Annotated in this window: 27 protein-coding genes; 16 read left to right on the top strand and 11 right to left on the bottom strand. The window is 31.4% G+C overall.

What is annotated here, in order from left to right; genetic code table 11:
• Positions 1-16 precede the first annotated feature (16 nt).
• The 16 genes from ACSIGE_RS14810 (at position 17) to ACSIGE_RS14735 (ending at position 8,782) form a co-directional block, all read left to right on the top strand.
• Positions 17-430, top strand: a complete 414-nt coding sequence (locus ACSIGE_RS14810; protein WP_440880655.1) for a hypothetical protein — start codon at positions 17-19, stop codon at positions 428-430.
• 285 nt (positions 431-715) lie between these two features.
• Positions 716-931, top strand: a complete 216-nt coding sequence (locus ACSIGE_RS14805; RefSeq protein ID WP_440880654.1) for a hypothetical protein — start codon at positions 716-718, stop codon at positions 929-931.
• Positions 932-945: 14 nt separating this feature from the next.
• Complete coding sequence (locus tag ACSIGE_RS14800; RefSeq protein ID WP_440880653.1) at positions 946-1,152, top strand: hypothetical protein; 207 nt, start codon at positions 946-948, stop codon at positions 1,150-1,152.
• A 25-nt stretch (positions 1,153-1,177) separates the two neighbouring features.
• The gene (locus ACSIGE_RS14795; RefSeq protein WP_440880652.1) at positions 1,178-1,693 is read left to right on the top strand and encodes a hypothetical protein; all 516 of its coding nucleotides are present in this window, start codon (positions 1,178-1,180) and stop codon (positions 1,691-1,693) included.
• 16 nt (positions 1,694-1,709) lie between these two features.
• Positions 1,710-1,988, top strand: a complete 279-nt coding sequence (locus ACSIGE_RS14790) for a hypothetical protein (protein WP_440880651.1) — start codon at positions 1,710-1,712, stop codon at positions 1,986-1,988.
• Complete coding sequence (locus tag ACSIGE_RS14785; protein ID WP_440880650.1) at positions 1,988-2,131, top strand: hypothetical protein; 144 nt, start codon at positions 1,988-1,990, stop codon at positions 2,129-2,131. The genes ACSIGE_RS14790 and ACSIGE_RS14785 overlap by 1 nt, the downstream gene beginning before the upstream one ends.
• Positions 2,132-2,220: 89 nt before the next feature.
• Entirely contained in the window at positions 2,221-2,385 is a 165-nt protein-coding gene (locus ACSIGE_RS14780; RefSeq protein ID WP_440880649.1) for a hypothetical protein, read from the top strand.
• 49 nt (positions 2,386-2,434) lie between these two features.
• Entirely contained in the window at positions 2,435-3,484 is a 1,050-nt protein-coding gene (locus ACSIGE_RS14775) for a nucleoid-associated protein (RefSeq protein ID WP_440880648.1), read from the top strand.
• A 40-nt stretch (positions 3,485-3,524) separates the two neighbouring features.
• A complete protein-coding gene (locus ACSIGE_RS14770; protein WP_440880647.1) occupies positions 3,525-3,755 on the top strand; it encodes a hypothetical protein in 231 nt (76 codons plus the stop codon).
• A gap of 69 nt (positions 3,756-3,824) precedes the next feature.
• Positions 3,825-3,965 carry a hypothetical protein gene (locus ACSIGE_RS14765; protein ID WP_440880646.1) on the top strand — a complete coding sequence of 47 codons (141 nt, stop codon included), beginning with the start codon at positions 3,825-3,827 and terminating at the stop codon, positions 3,963-3,965.
• Between the two features lie 25 nt (positions 3,966-3,990).
• Positions 3,991-4,221 carry a hypothetical protein gene (locus ACSIGE_RS14760; protein ID WP_440880645.1) on the top strand — a complete coding sequence of 77 codons (231 nt, stop codon included), beginning with the start codon at positions 3,991-3,993 and terminating at the stop codon, positions 4,219-4,221.
• A gap of 39 nt (positions 4,222-4,260) precedes the next feature.
• Positions 4,261-4,524, top strand: a complete 264-nt coding sequence (locus ACSIGE_RS14755) for a hypothetical protein (RefSeq protein WP_440880644.1) — start codon at positions 4,261-4,263, stop codon at positions 4,522-4,524.
• Between the two features lie 94 nt (positions 4,525-4,618).
• Positions 4,619-5,344, top strand: a complete 726-nt coding sequence (locus ACSIGE_RS14750) for a hypothetical protein (RefSeq protein ID WP_440880643.1) — start codon at positions 4,619-4,621, stop codon at positions 5,342-5,344.
• A gap of 361 nt (positions 5,345-5,705) precedes the next feature.
• A complete protein-coding gene (locus ACSIGE_RS14745; protein WP_440880642.1) occupies positions 5,706-6,395 on the top strand; it encodes an NUDIX hydrolase in 690 nt (229 codons plus the stop codon).
• Between the two features lie 65 nt (positions 6,396-6,460).
• Positions 6,461-7,303: a ribose-phosphate diphosphokinase gene (gene prs, locus ACSIGE_RS14740; RefSeq protein ID WP_440880641.1), complete on the top strand. Its 843-nt coding sequence runs from the start codon at positions 6,461-6,463 to the stop codon at positions 7,301-7,303.
• A 6-nt stretch (positions 7,304-7,309) separates the two neighbouring features.
• A complete protein-coding gene (locus ACSIGE_RS14735; RefSeq protein WP_440880640.1) occupies positions 7,310-8,782 on the top strand; it encodes a nicotinate phosphoribosyltransferase in 1,473 nt (490 codons plus the stop codon).
• Positions 8,783-8,992: 210 nt separating this feature from the next.
• Here the strand turns inward: ACSIGE_RS14735 and ACSIGE_RS14730 are convergent, their stop codons facing one another.
• The 11 genes from ACSIGE_RS14730 to ACSIGE_RS14680 form a co-directional block, all read right to left on the bottom strand.
• Positions 8,993-12,862, bottom strand: a complete 3,870-nt coding sequence (locus tag ACSIGE_RS14730; protein ID WP_440880639.1) for a hypothetical protein — start codon at positions 12,860-12,862, stop codon at positions 8,993-8,995.
• A 2-nt stretch (positions 12,863-12,864) separates the two neighbouring features.
• A complete protein-coding gene (locus tag ACSIGE_RS14725; RefSeq protein ID WP_440880638.1) occupies positions 12,865-13,686 on the bottom strand; it encodes a hypothetical protein in 822 nt (273 codons plus the stop codon).
• Positions 13,686-14,372, bottom strand: a complete 687-nt coding sequence (locus ACSIGE_RS14720; RefSeq protein WP_440880637.1) for a hypothetical protein — start codon at positions 14,370-14,372, stop codon at positions 13,686-13,688. The genes ACSIGE_RS14725 and ACSIGE_RS14720 overlap by 1 nt, the downstream gene beginning before the upstream one ends.
• 121 nt (positions 14,373-14,493) lie before the next feature.
• Complete coding sequence (locus tag ACSIGE_RS14715; protein ID WP_440880636.1) at positions 14,494-15,456, bottom strand: hypothetical protein; 963 nt, start codon at positions 15,454-15,456, stop codon at positions 14,494-14,496.
• 45 nt (positions 15,457-15,501) lie between these two features.
• On the bottom strand, positions 15,502-16,878 hold the full coding sequence (locus tag ACSIGE_RS14710) for a hypothetical protein (protein ID WP_440880635.1): 1,377 nt from the start codon (positions 16,876-16,878) through the stop codon (positions 15,502-15,504).
• A 15-nt stretch (positions 16,879-16,893) separates the two neighbouring features.
• The gene (locus ACSIGE_RS14705; RefSeq protein ID WP_440880634.1) at positions 16,894-18,015 is read right to left on the bottom strand and encodes a hypothetical protein; all 1,122 of its coding nucleotides are present in this window, start codon (positions 18,013-18,015) and stop codon (positions 16,894-16,896) included.
• Between the two features lie 83 nt (positions 18,016-18,098).
• Positions 18,099-20,453, bottom strand: a complete 2,355-nt coding sequence (locus ACSIGE_RS14700) for a hypothetical protein (RefSeq protein ID WP_440880633.1) — start codon at positions 20,451-20,453, stop codon at positions 18,099-18,101.
• Positions 20,450-22,699, bottom strand: coding sequence for a hypothetical protein (locus tag ACSIGE_RS14695; protein ID WP_440880632.1), 2,250 nt, complete (start codon positions 22,697-22,699; stop codon positions 20,450-20,452). Before ACSIGE_RS14695 ends, ACSIGE_RS14700 begins: the two co-directional genes overlap by 4 nt.
• A 6-nt stretch (positions 22,700-22,705) precedes the next feature.
• The gene (locus ACSIGE_RS14690) at positions 22,706-23,320 is read right to left on the bottom strand and encodes a hypothetical protein (RefSeq protein WP_440880631.1); all 615 of its coding nucleotides are present in this window, start codon (positions 23,318-23,320) and stop codon (positions 22,706-22,708) included.
• Entirely contained in the window at positions 23,304-23,900 is a 597-nt protein-coding gene (locus tag ACSIGE_RS14685) for a hypothetical protein (protein WP_440880630.1), read from the bottom strand. Before ACSIGE_RS14685 ends, ACSIGE_RS14690 begins: the two co-directional genes overlap by 17 nt.
• A complete protein-coding gene (locus ACSIGE_RS14680) occupies positions 23,901-24,530 on the bottom strand; it encodes a hypothetical protein (RefSeq protein ID WP_440880629.1) in 630 nt (209 codons plus the stop codon).
• Positions 24,531-24,535 lie beyond the last annotated feature (5 nt).

Here is a 24,535-nt window from a genome sequence, read left to right as displayed (position 1 = left end):
TCTCAAAAGAATAGATTTGGAATTAGGACTAGAAATAAGAAATACAAAAATCACAGATTACGAAGAATTGAAATCATGGTGGAAATGGCACCGTTTCCCTATACCGAGTATCGATCTTTTAGACAACTTAAAATACGGGCTAATAGTCAGTTTCGGAGATGAAAATATTTGTGCGGGTTTCATCTATTTTACAAACGCAAAAGCATATGGTATGATGGAGTTTATTGTTTCAACCCATAAGGTTAAAAATAAAGAAATAAGAAAAAATGCCATAGAATTCTTGATTAACACAATAAAAGAAATAGCAAAATCTAAAGGTGTAAAGTATATCTACTCTAGTCTTAGAAATGAAAACTTATTAAAACATTATGAGATATGTGGATTTATAAGTGGGTCTAAAAATACAACTGAGGTTGTCTGTAAACTTTGAACTTAAAAGAAGGTTATTCTTTTTAAAAATATTTTGGCTCGGGCAGAGCCAATGTACGCTAACGTGGTGCATTAGTACGTGTGTTGTGCAAGAATCCTCCCCGCTTTAGGCAGGAGAGTGTCAATAATAGAGGTACAGTCAAGAAGCAATCGCGCGATGTGAAAGGCTAGAGTATAACGAAAGTGAGGCAAACCAAAAACAAAAAGCAAGAAATTGTGTAAGTGAAGCTAAACCAACATCGAATAGTAAACGCTCTACCTCTTTTAAATCTAATTTATCTATATCATGAAAAAACCACAAATAATAGAAATATATACCGATAATGGAGCATTAAGTCATTATGCATTGATTGATACAAATACGGGAGAAAAGCTTTGGAGTCAAAACCCTGAAGAATTTAAATCTATGGGGTTTCCTGTTAAGTTTAGCTACTTAGAGGAAAACATAAATGGAGATTATCATAGATGTAAATCTAAATCTAGCAAGTTTATAATGAATTAAAAAAACTGTTGAAAATGAATAACACGAGAAGTTTAACTAAACGAAATAATCACAACTTTTTTTGGATTGAAGATAATATTGTTTACGAATCATACGATACGACAAGGGGGCTAAGACACATGCCAATAGCAAATGTTATAATGGAAGACAAAAACTTTTTGACTGAAGAAGATATCAAGCATGTCAATGATATTCTAGAAGCAAACTATGTCGAACCATAAAATAACTTAATAAAAACGATACGAAATGAAAAAACGAGACTTAACAAATTTTTTAGATTCTATAGCTGGTAGCATAGAACAGAAAGAAATCAATTTATTCAAGTCAATAATTGAGTCAAGTGAAATTACCAACTTTAAAGATCACGAGGAATTTTTCCATGGCGTTTTATACCCATTTGACCAATTCATAAGAGGGTTCGTAAAAAGTAAAATCGCTAATAATGAAGACGTAGTTTTCATCATTAAAAATCAAAACTACATAGAGCACAATTACGCCCGAATAATAGAACAAAAAGAAGGTAGTCCTTGTAGTGCGGATAAATCACGAACCATAATAAAATGTCTTTTAGACTACTACAAAAGCGGACAAGAAATAAATTTCAACTATGAACAAGAATACACCTACCATTTACCAAAAGAAGTATTTAAAACCCACGACCACATTATTAAATTTTACGAAGGTTTAAAACATTTGTGGTATGGGAATAACAGAAAATACTTAGAAGCTCTTCTGATAATAAACGAATCACTAAAACAGTAATTGAATAAACAATAAAATGAGTAAAAATTCAACAGAAAAACAAGAGGTTATTTATCAATATCAATTAAAAATAATAGCAGCTCTACAAGAGGGATGTTTTGATGAGGACAGCGATAATCATATTTCATTTAGTGAAATGAAAGAAAGCGAAACATTACCGGAGTTTTTTCATGTATTGGCTAATTGTGTGCCAACATTTTTTTATGCCGAGTACGTAGATGATAAAGTAAACTTTTTAGATTTTAATCATATCGCTAACAAGTTGTGCTTTCAATTTTCAAATAAAAAGAAATAATGAAAATAATAGTAATAGTAGTAGCAATAATATTGATCAACGTTTTTGGGGCTTCAGAAAAACCATATACACATGAAGAATGGGACGAAGAATGCATAAAGATGTTAAAAAAATATGGACCAGTCCCGGAAGATGAAGAATAATTAAAGTCTGTAATAAAGTAAAAATCAATTTGAACTGTAGAAATTATGACTTAGCAAGAAAAAATAAAAAAAGAATGGATAAATAAACGATGATAATAAGTCAAAAAGATAAACCTTCAGTATTAGGTTGTAAGCACAATAATACATCGATAGTCATAATTGCGGGTTTTGCTGAATGGGAAGAAACGGAGCTCATTTGTGTTGATTGCAGAAAAAAAATATCCAAACCTGATAAAACCATCATTTCAATTTAGAAATGTTTGCCTTGTAAAAACATTTTAATAATCACCAAAATAAAAAAGTATGATAAAAAGAACGAGATCAGAATTAAATAAGTGTATTGTACACAAAGTCGCTAATAAATTTAATACAGGAAAAAATTCACTTTCGGAACAATTAATAAAATTTGATGAAAAAAGCTATGAATTATTTCTTCCTTTTCTTTTAAAACCTTTTAGCTCTGTTACACAAAGCTATCGTTTTAACCATCGATTTGATAATAGTCTAAACAAGATGAATAAGTATTCAATAGAGATTTTTAAGGAAGAAGATTCTTTTATTGAACATTCTAAAAACATCGTAAATCATTTGTATGAACAATCAAACTCAGCTAACATAAAAACGGGTGATGTAATTGTTGCTTATTTTGATGGACTCGAATATAGAGATGTTTTAGTTGAAGCTATAGGTGTGTTTAAAATTGAGAGTAAGGTAGATTTTTTCCAAACATATTTAGATGATGAAGAGAGTTATGATGTAGCTGTTCAAAAAGGAATTTCATCAAAAAAACTTGATAAAGGATGCCTTATTTTAAATTCCTCAGATGTTGAAGGAAATGTGGTTTTATCAGTAGATAATAATAATTATGATACTCAATACTGGATTAAAAATTTCTTAGATGTAAAGTATGCTAATGATAGAAACTTACACACTTACAATTATATAAACTTATGTAAAGAATTTTCAGAAGAAGTAATTAAACTGGAATTCGGAAAGCATGAACAAAGTAAATTCTTAGCAAATACGGTAGATTATTTTAAAGAAAATGAGAGTATTGATATTGCGGATTTTCAAGAACAAACTCTTCTTGATAAACAAAAAAATCTGTTTAAAGAATATATAGATAATTTCCAAAAATCAAATGACCTACAAATAGAAGATAAATTCGAAGTTTCTGATCTCGTATTTAAAAAGGAGAAATCTAAATTAAAAACAGAGATCAAATTAGATACCAAAATTCAAATTAAAATTGATGTCGATTCACCAGATGCTTCCGCAGAATATTTAGAGAGGGGTTTCGATGAGAGTAAAAAAATGAAGTTTTATAAGGTTTTCTTCAATTCAGAAAAGTAACATCTAATCAATTAATAATTGAAATCAAAATCAATACTGAATGAAGAAAAGAGAATTAGAATTACTAAAGCATCATCAAGAATTAAAAGACAGTTTAGATATCAGCGTAAAAATTGCTTATCAGCAAGTTTTTAAAATTACAGTTGAAGACTTAATTAAAAAAAGAAATGCCCCTTCAAATAAAGTAAGACAAAGTTTTGATGATGTTCTTAAATATTATTTAGGAGAAGAGGATTTTAAGAAAATTGTAATAGAGCAAAAACCAATTTAAATTGTAGTTAGTATGTCAAGAGATATAATTTTAAGAATGTAAAAAGATGAATTTGAAGCATTTTTTGCAATGGCTGAAGAAAACGCTATTAGTATTGGTGGTTCAGGAGATGGAGATGATGATCCTTTTGGAGATATCAATACAGAAAGAGTCAAAATAATTAATAAGATGTTGAGATACAACAGAAGAAAAGAACAAATCGAATATTAAAAGTTGTGTAGTAAAAATAGAAACTATGAAATTTCACAAAAACACAGAATATCCGCAAGTTTCAAAAGCAGATGAAAATTATTCTGTTGATGTTATTACATCAAATCCTGATGGTTTTTTAAATATCGGCTTCTATCATTTCAAAGATAAGGAATGGCAATTTCATACAGATACTTTAACCGATCCTTATGAAAATGGTATGCTCCAACCCTTTGTTTGGTGGTATCCTCCAACAGAAAGAATAGAACAATTTTAAGACAGTAGCATTTCCGCAAGTAAATAAAATATAAATACAATGAAATCAATTAAAATTTTAGCAATAATCTTAGTCACTACACTAACCTCCTGTACAGAAAAACAAAGATCTAGATCATTTGGGGGACAATTTGAAGTCAAATTGCCAAAAGGTCAAAAACTGATTGAAGCAACTTGGAAAGGAAAAGATTTGTGGTACCTGACAAGACAAAGAAGAGAAGGTGAACCGATAGAGCGATATCTTTTTAAAGAAGAATCTTCATTTGGGGTCATGGAAGGTTCAGTAATATTCAAAGAACTGTAGCTATTTAGCTATCAAAGAAATTGCACACAAGATCCCTTTGATGGGTGGAAAGCAATATAAGTAAACATTTAACCTGTAATAAAAACGATACGAAATGGAAGAAAGAAAAATCAATTTCAGAATAAACGATGATCCTACTTTGGTAGTAGATAAAGACGGAAATTTAGCGAATAAATTAGAAAAACTATATGGTTATATACACTTAAACCTAGCCTCTTGCTTCGAGCAACTTAAAGAAGGAAAGTTAACGGAAGGAATGAAAGAAACACATTTATCTCTAACTGAAAGTTACACCATAGATTTTTTAAAGGAAGCTAATTATGATAGCATACTGGCTAAAGAAAAAGAAAAAAGACTTTCAGAAATTAGGTCTTTAAATGATGAGAACAGAGAATTGAGAAAAAAATTAGGTGAAAAGGTGTCAAACGAAGATGCCAGAGAAAAAATGAAAAACCTTTCAGAATCGGTAAAAAAATGGTGGAATATTTTTGGTTTTGGTCATACTTCTAAAATTGGATATGGTCAGAACGGTCATATGGAAATAGTTTTTTCTGGTATGATTAGCGAAGGTTATTATGCTAAACCTGATAGGATTACTAAAGAAAGAAAACTAAAATATTTAATTGATTTAGGTTTTTCTTTTAATGAAGATGAGTGTGTTATAATCTCAGATGAAAATATAAACAGGTTAATAAGGTTGATTAATTCAAAATATCCTAGTGCGATGATGAAAGAATTGACTTGTGACTTTTATTCCAAACATAAAACGCTTCGAGATATAAAAGTATCAATTACTAACCTTGAGGATATATCTAATTAATTGTAGCTATTAGCTATCAAAGAAATTGCACACAAGATCCCTTTGATGGGTGGAAAGCAATACAAGTAAACATTTATCGGGAAGTTTCGCGCAAATGCTTTTTGTACCGATGTTTTAACTAAGGAGCTAATGACACAAGATGAATTGAACGAATTGCCAGACTTTGATGGCTTTTAAATCTGTAGTATGAAAACAACATTTTTTACAATAATGATTTTTAAGGTAATCGGTTTTTTAGCAGGAAGATACCAAAGTAAAAACAATCAAAAACAGTAAAATTTAAGATATGGAGAAAATCCTACGAAATATCTAACAAGCTTTTGAAAAAAACTTCCGTACATTTGTGTAAATTCAACACAAAATGAAAATTCCTCAAAATATAAAGGTTGCAGTAGATGCTGTTGTATTCGGATATTCAGAGAACAAACTACAAATATTACTCATTCAACAAAAATTTGGAATTGAAAAAAATAAATGGGCTTTACCTGGAGGTTTTGTAAGAGATAACGAAACACTTGACCAAGCAGTTATTAGAGAACTGAAAGAGGAAACAGGAGTAAAAGCAAATTATTTGGAGCAATTATATACGTTTGGGAACTTAGATAGAGACAAAAGAGATAGGATTATTTCAATATCATATTTAGCACTATTGAACCCTAAAAACTTTACTATAAAAGCTGATACAGATGCAAAAGATGTAAAGTGGTTTAGTATAAGTGAAGTACCTAACTTAGCTTTTGACCATAACAAAATACTTCTAACAGGATTAACCCGATTACAAAATAAAATCAACTACCAACCTATCGGATTTGAATTATTAAAAAAAGAATTTCCCTTTTCCGACATAGAAAATCTATATCAAACAATACTAAATAGAAAAATTGACAGGAGAAACTTCAGAAAAAAACTTTTAAGTTTTGGTTTTTTAGAAGAAACCGAAAAAATATATAAGCCAGTAAGTGGACGTCCTGCTAAGCTATTTCAATTTAATCAAAAAAAATATAAAGAGTTAGAAAGTAATGGTTTCCATTTCGAAATTAAGTTTGCGTAAAAAAAACACAAAATAATTTTGCAGAGGAAATAAAAACATTTAGATTTGTGTAAAAATAACGCAATATGATTTTAAACTTAGACAAAGATTTTAAACCTTACGATAATCAAAAAGAAATTGAATTTGAGTACTTCACATTTTCAGGGGGAGAACCACACATAAAAATCAAGTCAAATCTTGAAGCTGTAAAAGAAGTAAACATTAGTCATCGAGTAAAATCATTTAATGATATAGGAATACTATTTCTATCTGTGAATGCCTTAAGAAATATAGGTATAAAAACAATCAACTTGTTTTTACCTTATTTTCCAGCAGCAAGACAAGACAGATTAATGGTTACGGGAGAAGCCCTCTCGGTTAAAGTATATGCTGACTTGATAAACAATCAAAACTTTAACTCTGTTACAATATTTGACCCACACTCAGAAGTTACACCTGCCCTATTAAATAACTGTAAAGTAATTGAAAACTATAAATTCATAGAAAAAGTTACAAAGCAATTACCAAAGGACTTATTATTAATATCACCAGACGGAGGTGCTTTAAAAAAAATTTATAAAGTAGCCGAGTATCTTAAAGATTATGAGGTAGTTGAATGTTCTAAATCACGAGATGTTAAAAATGGTAAACTATCTGGATTTAAAGTCTATTCAGATGATTTAAAAGGAAAAGATTGCTTAATTGTAGATGATATTTGTGATGGAGGAGGAACATTTTTAGGCCTTGCAAATGAATTAAAAGAAAAGAATGCAGGAAAATTATACTTAGCTATTAGTCACGGAATATTTAGTAAAGGATTTGAAGAAATAGATAAATATTTTGATAAAACATTTACTACCGATTCTTTTAAAACAATTGAAAAAGAAACAAAATTTGAACAAATTAATATTTTAGAAATTATTAAATAAAACACTATGAATCCATTATTATATACAGACGGCTACAAGGTAGACCACAGAAGACAGTACCCTAATCAAACAACATTAGTTTATTCTAATTGGACACCAAGAAAAAGTAGAATTGAAGGTATAGATAGCGTTGTGTTTTTTGGATTACAATATTTTATAAAAAGATACATCATTCAAGATTTTCAAAATAATTTCTTTAATCAACCAAAAGAAGTAGTTTGTACTAAATATAGTAGACGTATCAATAACTATTTAGGCGAAAATTCAGTAGGAATAAAACATATTGAAGATTTACACGATTTAGGATATATTCCTATGGTAATTAAAGCACTGCCAGAAGGGGTTTCTGTACCAATTAGAGTTCCTATGTTTACAATGTATAATACTTTACCCGATTTTTTCTGGTTAACTAATTATTTTGAAACATTGTTATCTACTACAGTTTGGATGCCTTGTAATTCGGCAACTATCGCTAAACAATATCGAATGATATTAGATAAATACGCAAACGAAACATCATCTATTCCTGAGTTTGTAGATTGGCAAGGTCACGATTTTTCAATGAGGGGAATGGCTGGTTTAGAAGCAGCAACAATTAGTTCAGCAGGACATCTCTTAAGTTTTACAGGAACAGATACAATTCCTACAATAGATTTTTTTGAAGAATATTACAACGCTAATTCAGACAATGAGTTAATTGGTGGTTCAGTTGCAGCTACGGAACACTCTGTAATGTGTATGGGAACAAATACTGGTGAGCAAGAAACATTTAAACGTCTAATTACAGAAGTATATCCAAACGGAATAGTTTCAATAGTATCTGATACTTGGGATTTATGGAAAGTTTTAAAAGAGTATTTACCAAATCTAAAAAATGAAGTATTGGCTCGTGATGGAAAAGTCGTAGTTAGACCAGATAGTGGTGATCCTGTAGATATTATTTGTGGTAATCCTAATGGGAAAAGTATAGAAGAGAAAAAAGGTGTTATAGAATTACTCTGGGAAACATTTGGAGGAAATACAAATCAAAAAGGTTTTAAAGAGTTAGATAGTCATATTGGAGCTATTTATGGTGATAGTATTACATTAGATAGAGCAACGCAAATTTGTGAACGTTTAAAACAAAAAGGTTTTGCTTCTACCAATGTTGTTTTAGGTATTGGTTCTTTCACATACCAATACAATACTAGAGATACCTTTGGTTTTGCTATGAAAGCAACATATGGAGAGGTTAAAGGTCTTGGTCGTGAGATTTTTAAAGACCCAATAACTGATGATGGAACAAAAAAATCTGCCAAAGGACTTCTAAAAATAGAACTGGAAAATGAAGAATATAAACTCTATGACCAAGTTAGTTGGGAAGAAGAAAAACAAGGAGAATTAAAAGAGGTTTTCAAAGATGGGAAAATCCTAATTGAAGAAAAATTAAGTGAAATAAGAGACCGTATACGCGAAAACGTTTTACGACAATGTATATAAAACACATAATAGGGCGTTTGGGTGCTAAGCTCAAACGTCTTTTCTTATTTACAAAGTCCACTAAACATAAAATTTTCCATTTAAAACGGAAAATATTTTTATTTAGCTAAATGCAAAACTGAAGCGAAAATACGTGTCTACTGCCCTACGTCTCATATGCTAAACGTTGAAAAACATACTTACCGCATAACACTTTTATTTAGGTGTTTTTTATTTTATGTAAGAAGGAACAACTTCAGTACTTACAGAAAATAATTCATTTGCTTCTCTTGAATTATCTGATAACTCAATTTCAATAAAGTACCCTCTTATATCTCCACCTTCAATTCGATTATTTTTCTTTGATAAATAAAACCAATTCAAATTCATCGGCTTGCTATTGTCAATAGAAATCGTATTAGAGCTTATATCTAAAATTCTTCCAAGAGAATTAACTTTATTACCATCATCTATAAAACAAAGAATATCACCAACACTTACATTGGGTGGTACTTCATGGAATTGTAACTTATTCTTATTGATTTTTATTGCGGTACCAAAACCTTGTGAACTTCCGTATAGGTTTTCTAGGCTCTCATCTTTGAAGAAATGTGTGTACCAACGTGATCCTCTTTTATGAAATTCAGATGATTTTAGATGTCCTTTTGATAAGTTTGTTTTAAACCTAACAGACCAGCTATCATAAGCATCTTGTATGAGTGTTTTATAAATAATATCAGTTTTTGAAAAATCATTTAAAACAGTAGTTACTTTTGATTCATATTGAACACCGTAAAAATTATTATACCCTGCTCCTTTAGCGTTTTGCTCCCATAACTGACCATTTTTAAATGTATAAAAGTTATTACTCATTCGTAAGGCCCAATCTGGTAAAAACGAATGAAAGGAAGTAAACCCTTTTACCTTTTCATCAAAAGTAAGTGTTTGATTATTTAAACATAAAGTTAATTGGTTATAATGTGGATCATAAGCCAATAAATTCTTTAAATTATTACTGTTTTTAAAATAATCTCTAAACCAATTAGTCATTCCTTTATTAGAAATTACCTCAATACCACTTTGCCCCTTTCTTAAAACTACTCCTCTTTTTCTATCAGTCCAATATCTATAATTACCAAAAGAAACTAAGCTCTCAGGATTTTTACTAATTCCGAACTCTCCTACATATGCTTTTACACTTCCTAGCAATAAATCGCTCTTAGCCACATTCGAATTCCCATCTTCATTATAGAGTGTGGTCTTACCATATTGAACTTGGTGTACTTTATCTTCTTGCCAAACATCTAAATCGGTATTATATGCCATTATTGTCTGAATCTCTCCATATTTATCATCCAAGTCTTTAAAGTTCAATGTAGATAAATTAAACTCGTTTAAGCCGTTGTAGTTTAAACTTTGATCGTAAGGCTTACTATATGTCAATCCAGATATTTTAATATTCTCCCTATAATCGTCTATTGGCGAAGATGGTCTAGTTTTAATTGACATTTCTTTTGCGTTAAACTGATCTTTAATTTTATAGCTTTCAAAACCATTTCCCCAAGAGAAACAGTTAAAAAAAGGAAGGTTTAAAACGACGTGGCTATTTGCAGTTTGCGATGTATCGGAATCATCAAAACCAAGGTGAAACCCTTGATCAATTTTATAGGTTCTTTCTGTCTCGTAAAATACATCAGAGTTCTCTTCTACTGGGTCAGTCTCGAAAATAACTCTGTTTTTGAATTGCTTAATCTCAATAATGAATCTAATACGAGTTGAATCATCCCTCCCTCCATCCTCATACCCAAGGGACTTAATTAACAAATTCATAGTTCCTGTTTTTCCATCAGAACTGATATTAACATATCTTTCTGGGTCTTTTACACCATGAGTCCCCACATCTCCTCTTCTAAAAAAAAATCGATTAGATGCGATTCCCTTTTTTGCAAAATCTATATCGATTTTATCTCCATAAAACCATTCCTCTAAGTTTTCATAACTAGTTGTCGATATGTAATGAAAATAGAGTTTTTGATTCTTATTGTTGTATTCTTCATAGATTATATCAATAATAGAGCCTGTTTCAATCCAATCATCTTCTAACCCCCTATAAACAGCTAATGACCTTCCTGTCCAATCATCATGTGCTGTTCTCCATGATTTAGCTCTCAAGACCCATTCGTCATTATAAACATGCCCTATTTCATTCTCAAATTTCAAAGAAATACCATCAGCAACTGGGACCTCAATATCTGACTCAATTTCTTGCTCTTCAACTATAATCTCATTATTATATTCTACTATAAATTTATCTTTTGTGGTATTGCCATCCCCCTGAAAAGTTATTTTTATATGGAAGCTTTTATCTGAATTTCCAAAATAATCACCAGAAATAGTAAGGTCATTTAAAGAACTAATTCCGTAAAAAATTGGAGGCTGTATCACGTTTCTATTATTCTTTATGGGAAAATAGGGTCTCGTACTCCATTCAAAACCATTAAAATAATACCTATTCAAATCCTCTAAGTCCAAACTAAATTTTTCAGGTTTAATCTTCATATATAAACCAGGTAATTGCTTAAACTCTGCTGTGCCTGTTGTATCTAAAAAGTTTTTGTCCTTTTTTACTACTTCAATTACTTTTACCTTAATTATATCGTCTAATACTTTTCTTGTATCAGATTTCACATTTAAGTACTGACCCTCGACCACTGCATCCTTTTGATTCCCTTCTAATTTAACCCATACAAAACTATTTTCTTCATAAAAGATATTAGGTACAATGGTATGATATCCAAGTTTATTCTGTTTAATATAGACTCTATAGTATTTAGCAAAATATGGAGCTTTGTTTTTTATTTTTAAAACCAAGCTATTTTTATTTTTGGTATTTAAGTGTTCAATATAAGTAGTATTGTTTTCACTTACCAAAGGTGTTGTCTGCCTTCCGTAACTATCTAAATAAGCGATAGCAACTTCATAATCTCTATTTGTTTTACAACTTTCAGCTACACCAGAAAAAGGAACATTATTTTGGCCCAATTCTAAGTCAATATAAATTTGCTCTCCGTTCTGATTAACCAAATTATAATTCTCGGTATAATTCGCAAAAATGAGTGTATTGTTAATTAGCTCCAATGCTTTAGCCTTCAATGGTAAAGCGTCGAATAATCTATAAATTTCTTCTTCAGGGAGGCTTCTAGTTATTTTATTCTTCGAAAAGGACGTTTTATAATCTGTATCATCACTCCATCCTTTGTTTTTCTTATTAAAATTATCTACTAGGTAAATAATATTTTTTCCACATTCAATAAAAACAACCTCGATGGCCTTAACATTCTTGCTCCCTGAATTAAACTCTATCTCTACTTCATTAAATGAGTTTATCATGCTTTTATTAGTAGAAGTATAGTAATCATATTCAAACACTTTTGGTCTAAAACATACTCTACTGAAAGGAGATAATGGACTATACTCTCCATCACGGTAAACATAACGATAAGCAAACCTTAAAAACTTTTCTTCTAAATTGTTTTCTCGACTTGAATTTAATTTTAGTGAAATTTTAGGTCCAAATATGGGGGGCCGTTTAATTAAGATAATATCATCCAAATCAAAGCCGTTTTCAATAAAAGTTTTAGCTCTTTCAATATTTATAAATAACGGTTGGTTATAGTTGTCCGTTATCAAAAGGAACTTAGAATTATTATCAGTATCTATAAGTATTCTGGATGATGTTATAAGATACTCCTCTTTAAAGTTCAATACATTTTGAAGTCTTGTGTCTTTTAAAACAAATTGAGTTTCTTTATTTATAATATCATACTCTATAATAAAGCTTCCTAAAGAACTTTTTACAAACCAATAAAGGCTTTCATTGAATTCATCCGAAACACCACCGATAGTCTTTATATCTGATCCTAATTCTAAACTTGTTAGTTGTTTATTACTTAAACTTTTTTCAATAGCTCCGACATCGCTACCTTCACTATTTATTACACGAATATTTAAACCGTTTCTTATTTCTCCTTTTCTTAATAAACGTTCGTCAACATCCTTATTCATTCGTGCTGAAACAAAATTATTAGATATTCTAGACATAATTAAAAATTAGAATTTCTTGCCTTTCTAGCAATCTCGATTAAATTAAACTTTGATCTTTTTAGTTTCGCTTGATGCTGGCTAGACTTTAGTTTATTCGAAGCTCTTATTTTTTCTGATTGAGAAACATTTCTTTTGAATTGTATTAAATCAAAATAAACCCAATCAATGAGAACATTAAGTATTTCTTTATGAACCTTTATTTCTTCTTCTCCATAGGTGTCATATGATAATCCATCAGAAAAATATTCCAAAACAATTGGTTTATCATATAAATCACTACTAAATACGATCTCTTTATCTGTCACACTATATTCTCCATTTCGACTGTACTGTTTTGCGTCCCCTCCACAATGAAAAACATATTTTTTATAAGGTATATTCTGAGCATTATATGCGTCAGCCTTTAGTACATATCCATCTTTGTCAAACAAAATTTCATGTTTATGGTCCTGCAAGTAAGCTATGGCCGTGTGCATGTTATTGTTTTTGTCTAAAGGAAATAATCTGTATGACTCACTAAGCTGATCATAAAGTAAAACGCTAAGTCTAGCCAACGAAACAAAATCGTGTGGCAATGCTATTCTCAAGCTTTCGGGAACATGAATTTCCATTAGTTTTACTTCGTTCAATTTATTCAAGGTCAAATCTGATATGCCAGCCTTTATCGAAGCTATAATCTGTGAACGTTTTATGTGTTTTAAAAGGCTGTCATCATCCAAAGAGATTCTCTCAAAATGCTGAACAACTTTTTGCAATGTTACATATTGATAGCTACCATGTAAATCTTCTTTATTGTGATATTGAAATGGAGTAAGTTTCATTAGTTCGCGATTTCTTTATTAAACATATTCTGTTCTTCATTTTGAGCAATTGCGGTAATATCTTTATCCTTTAAGTTTATCCCTAGCTTTTGAAGGACTCTTATAAGTAATTCATACTTCTGAGAAGAATGAATATCTACATCAGAAAAATCACTTTTCGAAGGGTCGAATAGTGCTACACCGTTAAACTCCCTGTAGGTCCATTTAGCTAGTTTTGGTTCTCTCAAATAAAACAATTCTACAGAGCTTTTAGGTTCTGGAAATATTTGTACGCTGTTGCCATCTCTTAATCCTATTGGATAGCTATTGCTTGCATTATCTTTGTTTAACAGAAATGCTCTTTTATCCTTGCATAGCTCAACTTCATTGGCTCCAACATAAATTAAATCAACATATCTTAGATTAAGCGGAAGCTGAATAGTATTCTTAATTAATGGTGCATTTTCTTTATTAAGATAGTGTTGAATTCGATCTCTTATTTTTTGAGTAGTGTTCTCAGTAAGTGTACTAACTAATCCTCTATTTTGCCTATTTATAGACCTATTTACATCAAAAAACATTTCTTCATATAACTCTTGAACTGATGAGTTAATAAATCCGTCTATGCTTTCTGGTTTTGCGTTTCCAACACTATCTGTATTGGACCATTCCTTTACTAGCCTATGAATTGAATTAACAGAAACCATTTAATTATTTTCAAACAAATATAATTATAATTTAATTCTTTTCTAATACTTATCAAATACAAAAAGCCCTTGCATTATATACAAGGACCTTTTCAACCAATAAATGAAGGGGAATATAAATTTATCTATGCTCTTCTAATTTTTCTCTTATCCATTCTTCCTTATTTAAAAAGGCATTAGGCACTTTTTTTCCTGTCTTCTTAAAATACTCGTCTCTAAGTAATCCTATTTCGCTTTGATCTTGAGAGACACTATTTAATTTCGCCAATTCTGCTCTTAACTCAGCATTTTCCCTTTCAAGCTCATTATTCTTTAAACTTTCTTCTTGGCTTGAGATAACTACGTTGTCAATTTTTTGATTAAGCGCATTTAAAACCAACAAGCTGTCTTCTGTGTTTTTAGAAAGAAAATCACCTAATTTAACTAAGCCATTTTCTCCACGAGCTAAAGGTAATATTTCGCCACCTTCAGTATCATTCCAAACTACAGCGGTACTTCCTAAATTGTTTTTCACAATTTTCTTGTTAAACGCTAAGGCCGCTAAATACTTACTCTCATAATCTTTGGATTCTAAAACTTTTTTCAATTCAAAAGGTTTCAACCTCGCATATTCACGTAGCTCAAGCTCAGCCTTACTATCTGTCCACTGAATAGCATTAATTCCAAAAACAGCCAAAGCAATTGCTTTTCTTTGATCGTCTGAAGTCTCGTTTATGATGGTTAGAACTTCATCTCTCTTTTTATGCTCTGCTAATTTTTGATTAACCTCTGCCTCTTCTGACCATATATAATAATACTTGCCATACCAAGGATGCTTTTGTAAAATTTCATTAAGTAGTATATCTGATTCGGGTACTCTTAACTCTCCATTTTCAAACCAAATAGAAGGAATCGCTTTATAATCTCCTTTTAGATCTTCCTCATAAATTGAATTGGCTCCTGGTACATACTTAACTCTGCGTTGCCCTAAAGACTTCAACCTATTAAAATCTTCAACAAATTTCTCAAGAGTTAATCCCCTTAGCGGAACTTGAAAACTTTTTGCTTGTTTAAATTCTTTTAATCTATATATAATCTCTCCCATGATAATACTTTGTTAAAGGCAGCCATAACAACTGCCTTATTAAATTTAATTTCCAGTATAAACCCCTGTTCCTCTTCTGAATACAAAGAATTGATTTGCCCCAATAACCTGATTCGTCATTTCAGTTTCAATGTGCATTTCCATAGTATCTACCTTATGTTCTGTTCCATAAGGACCTCCAAAAATCTTTGTCTTACGGTATCTATTAATACCATTTTTTTGACGGTATCTAATCGTTAAACGAGGTCTTGAATAGTGGTTTCCATTTTCCAAAACATTTGCTTCTCCCAACGGAATCATTAATGATTGAACACTCGTATTTCTAAACTTTTGAGACCCCAATAATTCTGGTTCATCTAAGGTTGTTAGTTCTGAAGAATGGAAAGTAACACCATCTATATAGACCTCCTTAAATCCAAGTTCTAGAGCAGTTTCTTTACTGTTGTTAAACATTCCATAATTTCCACCATTTAAATAATTGGCATTAACTGATGCAAGCATTCTTCTAAAAGCGGCACTTTGTTTATGATCGTGCCACCATGAGTAAGAAGTTGCCCCTCCTTGTTGCTTAATCCTAAAAGCAATATCAGAAAGTTCTTCTATATCTTCCACAGTACTGTTTCCTATATTTCCACCTTCTTCAACTTGCTGAACAATACTTTTCATTCCTTTAGCATAACCAGCGGCGGTAGCTTCAGAATCATCATCTGAACGTCTATGTAAAAGATGTGTTAATTCAATTAAGTTATCGTAAGAGTCAATGGTACGCTGAAACTCGGGATTAAACCACCCTTCTCCACCTGCATAACCGGGTGTTTCTACCCATATATTATGCGCCATATCCGATTCGGGGGTGTCGTAAAAATCTTTAATTATTTGTGGATAATTATACTTAAACTCAGGGGTGTCTTTTCTTCCTTTTGTAAAATTACCTTCCCCTTTACCCCAACTGTTTGAGAACTTAGAAATAGTTAAGCTTCCATTTAAACCAAAGCTTCCTGCTTGTTTATTCTTTCCTATGAAAGTAGTATCGGAAGTAATTTGGTCAACCACAGCTTGCCTTTCCATTGTTCCGTCAGAAATCATAACAATTTCGCCTACACGTAAATTGTGTTTTGTCGTAGTAGTAAATGTACCGTTTGTTGGGTTAAACGAAACATCACGAAGCGATTGATGTAAATCACCTAACTCTGCGTGTTGTACTTGATCTGAAGCAAATGTGAGCAAACTACCCATCATAGAACAAAAAGGGAGTAGCTTTCCCTTTCCTCGTTGTAAGTGGATTTCTCTCATTTGGTCTGGTGCATAAACCATTCCATAAGAATAAGGGTCAATAAAATTAGCCGATGTTGCTAATTGCCCTGAAGGAGATATTAAAGACGATTGTCCCGTTACTGTATTTTGTTTTAACTCAAAAGCCATTTTTAAAATTTTAAATTAATATTTAACTCCAAACCCACTATTATTTCTTTCCGTAAAACTTCCATAACCTGTTTTCTTGTTATTTTTTTTGATTTCTTTGCGTGTGAAGTTCTCATTATTGGATTTCGCTATGAATTCCTCAATAGTTTTAGCTCTAACTTGTTTCATTGCCATCCCCATATATTTATCAAAATTGATTCCTTTGTGAATAAAGGTTGCCAATTCTTTATGGTTCAAACCATCTTCCCCCATGAAATTCTTTTGAATAAAAGAATCAACGTCTGAAGCATCTGACAGCATACTATGCCTGTCATCATCCGTAAATTCATAGGTAAAGTTTAGAGGTGTTTTTTCTCCGTCATTTTCAATAATTGATTCAACCGCTAATGATGCAGCACTGCTCACACCTTGCTTCATTGATTCAATGTATTTTTTACGATCATCCATTAAAGTATCGTATTGAGACTTTAACATTCTCTGACCGTTTTCAAGAGTTACAAATTCCTCTTTTTGCTGATTAGGATTATAATTTTGAGTAGGTTTTTTATATTCTTCTTGTAATTTTTTTGATTCTTCTATTATATCCTTTACAAAGGATTTTATTTCTAAAGCGTTGTACTGACTTTTATCTTCGTCTGTTAAGTCAATATTTAACTTATGTTCTAAATATTGGTTAACATCTTCATTGCTAATTTTACTATTTGGGTCAATTTTTTGAAGTTTTTTCTTAACCCAATCAAAATCAGAAATAGCGTCTAAGTCTTTCTGAATAAAATCATATTCATCTCTTGATCTTCCTGTATTCTTTTTGAATTCAAAATAATTTATATCATTTTGATCCATTACCCCCTCATAAGGATTAACCGTTTTTTCTACGATCTTTTCAATTTCCTTTTCTTTAACCTGAAAGATATCGTCAAATTGTTTGAACTCTTTTCCAACCTTTTGATTTATATAGCTAAGAACTGCGTCATCCGATAACTCAACTTGGTTAGTTTGCTCTGATTGACCTCCATCTGGAGTGTTAGTGCTGTCTTCTTGTTTACCCGTAGATAAGATAGATGCGCTCCCAAAAGGATTAGACACATCTGTATTTCCATTTGTTTCCCCTTTACCAAATTGAAGTCCAAAAGACATATAAGTATAATTTATAGTTTACGCAAAAATAATAAAAGAATTAAATAAAAACAATAAAGAATTAAATAAGAACTTAAAAAGAATTAATCAAGTAAATCTAAACTAAAATCATGAGGGTCAGAATCTCTTTTTCGTTGATCTATCAACATACTTTGATGTGACGATTTAACATTTTGCCTATCGTCTTTAGCTTTCTCTTTAAATTTAGCCATATCAAATTCAGATAATTTCTTTAATTTTTCCAAATAAACTTCTTGCTGAAACTTTTTCTCTTTTTCTGGCTCTCTTATCTCTTGGATGGCGACCTCTTCTGCAACTCTAATGCTACTGAGAGCTTTTTCAATCGTAATTTTCATCTTTGCTTTTATATGTTCTTCTTCAATTCTTCCTGACGAAGCTTGTTTTGCTGCAGCAATATCACTTTGAGTTTTCATTTGCATGGTAGCTTTCTTTTCCTCATTCATTTGCTCCATTCTTCGTCTTGACATATACGCTAAGTACTGAACAGCTAACTTTATGTTTGTTTTAGCTATACGCACTGCTTCACTCTTAATCTCTGGAGAGATTAATCCTTGCTGTAAGTATAAACCTAAATCCTCTTTGAATTCAGTAATTTCTTGTTGTGTCGGAAGTATTTCTATGGTAAATCCAAAATCATGTAAATGCCTATCTTTTAAACTTTCCAAGGCTTCTAAATTTTGTTTACCTACAGCTCTTTCGAGTTTCTTCCTTAAGTGTTTGGCCTTTGGATTCCTAAAAATGGCATGAATACGACTACTAATTACTTCAGCAACTTTTTTATTAAATCCTAAAGCAGCATCAACAATATGTTCCGTGGTAGTATTGCTACTCAAAAGATTCAGCTGATTAACTCCTAAAAGTGCATCATGTGGCATACTTCCATCACGAGCTGGGTTCACTCCTGTTATATCTCGTATTTGATTATAATAATGAGCATACAAGTTTAAAAGTTGAACTAAACCACTTCCTTGTTGTTGAGACATTGGACGCACTGCTGCACCATCTTTCATCCCGTCTTCTCCCATGTTAATGCGTTGACTAAATACAACCCCTTTTACATTTAAAATTGATAAGGAATGTTCCCAATTTTTTTTCTTATCTCCTTCGGTTTCCAATTCCGCTAATTGGTCTAAGTCAATATGAATTAAGTCCGGTTTTAGTTCCGAACGTAAATGTTGAATTTTTATGTGGATGTTCTGTAGCTCATCAGCTAATGGCTTTATATCATCTAAGAATGAATGTAAGCGATTTTCATACATATCAGAAGAAAAAACTACGAAGGGTGATTGCGCTTTATTTAACTCATCTTCTATAATATTCTCACTCTCTTTGTAGTCATATATAAATTCGGTTCCAATCACATAGGAACCCTCCATCCAGGTATCTTTAAAATCAACCTTCTTCTCATAATCTGATCTTTTCGGAGGCTCAAAAGAATCGTCCTTTTTGGAAATATGAATGGCACTCCCCTTCTTTTTGATAACTTTATAATTTTCCTCTTTCGTTGTTTTAAATGCAAATCGTAAAATATCAACTTTACACCACCCTATATCCTTAAAATCATCATTGGATTTATTTCTTTTAGAATACGTTTTTGCTATTTTTTTTAATTCTGAGCTTTCAAGACCGGATTCTCTTTGCAAATCATTGATCGTAATAGTGTCGACTACCCCATAATAAAAGGCATCGGAAAAATCATTCTCCGTTACATTACTATGAACTAACTGTTCAATATCAAAAGAATCTATTTTAATACCCTCTCGACTATCTGTATAAATACGAACACCGCAAATTGCATTTTCTACTAAATCTTTATTCTTCTTTTTTTCAATAATGGACCAGCGATTTGTTTTTTTTACATGATTAATAATAATTTCTTCCGCTATTTCAATCTTAGTCTTTTCTTTTAGCTGATCATAGATATTGAATTCCTGTAAATCTCTTGGTACAAAACCTTGAGGCATTAAATTAACTTTTAGTGATTTTGTAGCTTCCTTGAGTAAAGGCATTGCTCTCATATTCTTTAAATGCTTTTCCCTCTCTTTAGCTTTAATATTTAAAGAAAGTCGATCGTTAGTTCGTATATCAATCTTGTAATGATCGTCTCTAATTCCATTGCTTACCACTCGGCAAAATTTTTTCAAAGCATTTATGATCCGCCAATCCAAATTAACCAAACTTAAATCGCCGTCTTGACGCATAAATAAGTCTTTATATTTTTTTGTGTCTTGTTCCCCCCTAGCATAAAGTCTATTTTCTCGAATCTTTGCTGAACGATAAGAATATTCACACTCGCTATCTGTCAACCCTCCATTAAACCAATCTTGAGAAATTGTTTTTGCAAAGGCTAAACCATAACTATCATCTAACTTATTACTCCATTTTTCTAATGGGTCTGGAAATGTTGTTTTACTCATATTGCTTGGGATATATTACCTGAATTGTCGTATCTTTTAAATGGGTTTCTTCTTGGTTTTTTCTTTTCATCTGGCTTCTTTATTCTTCTTTGGCAACCAAGTCGGCTTAATGAACTTGAAATAAAAGCGTCATACTTTGTTCTATCCTTTAAATCAACATCTTTCCATTGTTCTAAAGTTCTAGTAAATGGCATATCTCCCATATTTCCTTTAGGCCTATTTCTGTCATCTCTAGCCACACCAATATGGTCTTCGACATAACTTTCAATAGCGTAAAATTGTTGATCTGCAATTTTTGAATTTTGGGGTGGAGCACCACCTAATTTCTTTTCTGTTGGGTTTAATTGGTTATAGCTTTTAAATGGATTATTTAATGAATAATGGCGATATCCTCTGTCTGAGATATATTGTAAAAAAGCTTCGTTTGAAAGCTCACCCAACATAGGTATTGAATAATAAACCATAGCCATCAAAACCTCTTCAAAAAAGATGGTGACTTTTTTTGCTCTATCAATGTATTCCAAAATAAATGCATCATTAGGCAAAGTAGATGTATTATAAGTAGTTGATAAATGTATAGCTCCTTTTGAGCCTCTACCATCAGCACTTTTATCTCTATTATATGGGTCTACACCAAAGCAACCTAAATGCTCTCCTTTTGGTGTCCATGCTAGAACACCGTTTTTAAATTTCTTTTCCTTTATGTTTCTATACTCTAATGGAGGGTGACAACCTTTTCTAATCCAGAAACGACCATTTAAAGGATCAGGATTCCAAACAACCTTAGTGTCCTGAATTCCATTTTCCCATGTAAAATTCCCTCTTTCAATATCATTATTTATTATAGGGTCACTTCCAGTAAATTTCTCTTCCAGCTCTTCTTTATTGTAATCAATTTGTTCCAAAATTTTAGACAAATTGAATTCACAGTCTTCACTTTCGTCTCTGAAAGCTTCTTTAACAGTTCTAGGGAACTGTCTTAACTGCTCATTATATGCCTCTGGGTCTTCTCTTAAGGCTTCTAGCTCATTATCCAAATGAGTGTTTGCACCAATAGTTATCCATTCACCTAAATCGTTAAGAACTGGTTTTTCTGGATCATCAACAATACTAAAGCCATAAGTATCGTAGAATCCTTCTAAACCATAAGCCGCAGAGATAAACAAGTTGTATAAACCACTAGCCGTTTGTCCATTTTTACTCCTTTCCCTTGGATCCGATTGCATAAAAACAGTTTCAAACTCTCTACCTCCTTTCTTCTTGGAATTCACCGTTGAACCTACCATAGATTTACCAACAATCCTTTTTCCTTGCCTATGTGACGTTTTTACGATTCTCCAATACTGATCGAATGGACATTCCTTTGGGAATTTACCTCCTTCATCAATTAAACTCAGGAAAATTTTATCTCCATCCATTGAATTCAAAACAGTATTATGCCATTCGATGGTTGTGTCTAGACCTTCTTCAAAATCATCTTCATCTTCTCCTAGTTTCTTTTTGCGAGTTGGTTCGGTTAAAACTAATTCTTTTTTCGGTGTTGTGGAACCATCCCATGAAGGTTTGAAAAAGACAGGAAGCTTTTTAAATGTTCTTACTAATTTTCCAAAGTTTTTTCGGCTATCTTTTCCTGTTTTTGAGATAATCCCTATTTCTTTGTTTTCATTAGAAGTTCCAAGATTTATTCCTTCAGAGTTGCAAATAGAAGTCCATCCCCAACGCCTGTTTTTTACATAATCTACACCATAACACCTATGATCAGCTTTACAGGCTTCCCAATAAATCAGCAATTCGTTTTGAATGATTCTAAAGACTGGGTAGCCTTCATCTAACTTATTCCATTGATAGAAGAAATGTGAAGAACCAGGCATGTAAACCAATTCCCCTTTGATAAAAATAAAGGTACCGTAAAGACGAAGATTTATTTGTCTCTCAATAAACCCCTCGTATTTTTGTTCAAACTGTGTTTTTGAGTTTAGCCCTTTCGGTTCTTCATCTCTTTTCCATTTTTGATTCTTTGTAGTTTTATCCCAATTTATAATCTCTTTTCTGTCTGAAGGCGGTTCTGGCAAACCAATATGAATTCCATTAACATAAAAAACTGATCCAAGAGTACCATCTTTAGATATAACTATAATGTCATGTTCATGGTCGTAACCATAAGACCATGACTTGAGTTTATTTCTTCCTAAGCGAACCTTTTCTTCAACTTTATCTGTTATTTTATTTCCTAAGTAGAATATCATCTAAAATTATTTTGTTTGTTTATTCTTAGATGCTGTCCTTTTTGCCCAACTCTTTTTTTGTCCGACTTCCTCTTTAGAGTTTAATTCTGTTTCTAGTTCATCAATTTTACTAATCCCCCAATCAAAATCAATAGCGGCCATTTGTCTTGACTTAATTACATTATGCAGTCTATCCTCCGTTACAGATATGTTTTTTCCTGCTCTCATAACCGCCTTAGTTACATCTGGACCTAACATTTCATTCAATTCTTTCTCAACTGAAACTAACTCATTGTAATCATCTTCATGAGGGTTCAATTCAATATCAATGACTTCCAAATTCAAATCGCACATGGTTTTCAAATGCTCAATTAATTCAGGGAGTTCCTCTTTGTAATAACTAGACAGTTCATTTTCAGATAAATTATTTAATTCTTTATAGGCTCTATCTACCTCTTTCATACCCCAAATAGACTGTTCAGCCGCTTGTCTTCTTCCTTTTACTATGTTGTGGTACTTATCCTCAGAAATAACATTATCTACTTCCTTTGTCATAACTTCATAGTTTAGAGCTACCATGCTTTTTAATTTTCTTATGTAGCTCGGAAGTTTCTCCTTTCTATAACTAGACAATCTTTCCATAAACATCTTGTGTTCTTATCCACCAATACTCCTTTCCTTCAATCCAAAATTGAACTCCTCCTCTTGGGTCCATTAATACAACATCATTATTACTAATTCCTTGATCTTGTAGTTCAGAATTTACATAAACTATCTTAACCTTTCCTTTAAATTCCTTTGTATTCTTAACATTATCAGGTAGAAATAATGTTGATTTAATTTCTTTTTCCTCCAGTACTGGTTTTACCAGTAAGTTCTTATTAAAACCTTTCCAATCATGATTTTTTGATTCACGATAGCAAACAATCATATTTGGTGTTATATGATACAAATTCTGGTCTGCATCTATAACACTATTATACCATTGCTTAACACCATGATAGATTTGTCTATAAAAAATGGTGAAGTCTATTAATACCTCATGACCTTTTTTTAAATCTCCTTCATGAAGTGCCGGGACTCCTTTAATTAAAGCAACTCTATTAGATAGCCTTTCGGGATTAAAATCAACGTTTCCAAAGAGTTCAATACCACTTTCTGTTTTAAACTTCTCGCCATACGGAGTTTCTAATTCTATGATATAATTAATTAGTCCTTTCATTTAATATTTTGTAAATAGATTCCATTTGTAACCAATCCTAATTCCTTTATTAGAATTAATTCCTAATTCAAGTATATTTCCCGTCTTGGTTTGAAATCCTGTGTTTAATTCAATTGATGTTTTATTAATAATGTCTGAGGTTATGATACTTGCTCCTCCTAAAATTGAATATCTTGGTTTAATCTTTATTACCTTCTCATAATACTTTGTTTCCTGTGGAAATACTTTGTATGAGAAATCGATACTTTCTAGAGTTCCTTTAGTCTTTACATTAATCTTGGCCGAAAGAAAACTATCCTTAACAATCTCTTTATATTCCCGTAATTGAATAGCTTTCAATAACTCCCGTAATATCATAAGAGAATCTGCTTTTTGATTATTTCTGATCTCAAGCTCTCTAATCAATCTAACATACTGTTCATTATTATCTTTATATACTACCTTATTAACTTCTCTAGGCTTTTCTATTTTAAATGAATTAGACTTTTCGGGGATTATCTTGACCACCAAAGAACTATCAACACTAATGATGTTGGTATCCTTTGAATGGTTCTTTTTATTTTTCCTTCCCAAAAAAAAGAAAAGAAGGAGCCCTATTATTAAAAAATATACTATCCGCTCTTTATTCATTTTTA

The sequence above is a fragment of the Tenacibaculum profundi genome, assembly GCF_052050075.1.
Taxonomy (GTDB): Bacteria; Bacteroidota; Bacteroidia; order Flavobacteriales; family Flavobacteriaceae; genus Polaribacter.
The sequence above is the reverse complement of the archived record's forward strand: the minus strand, read 5'-3'. Positions and strand labels throughout refer to the sequence as shown.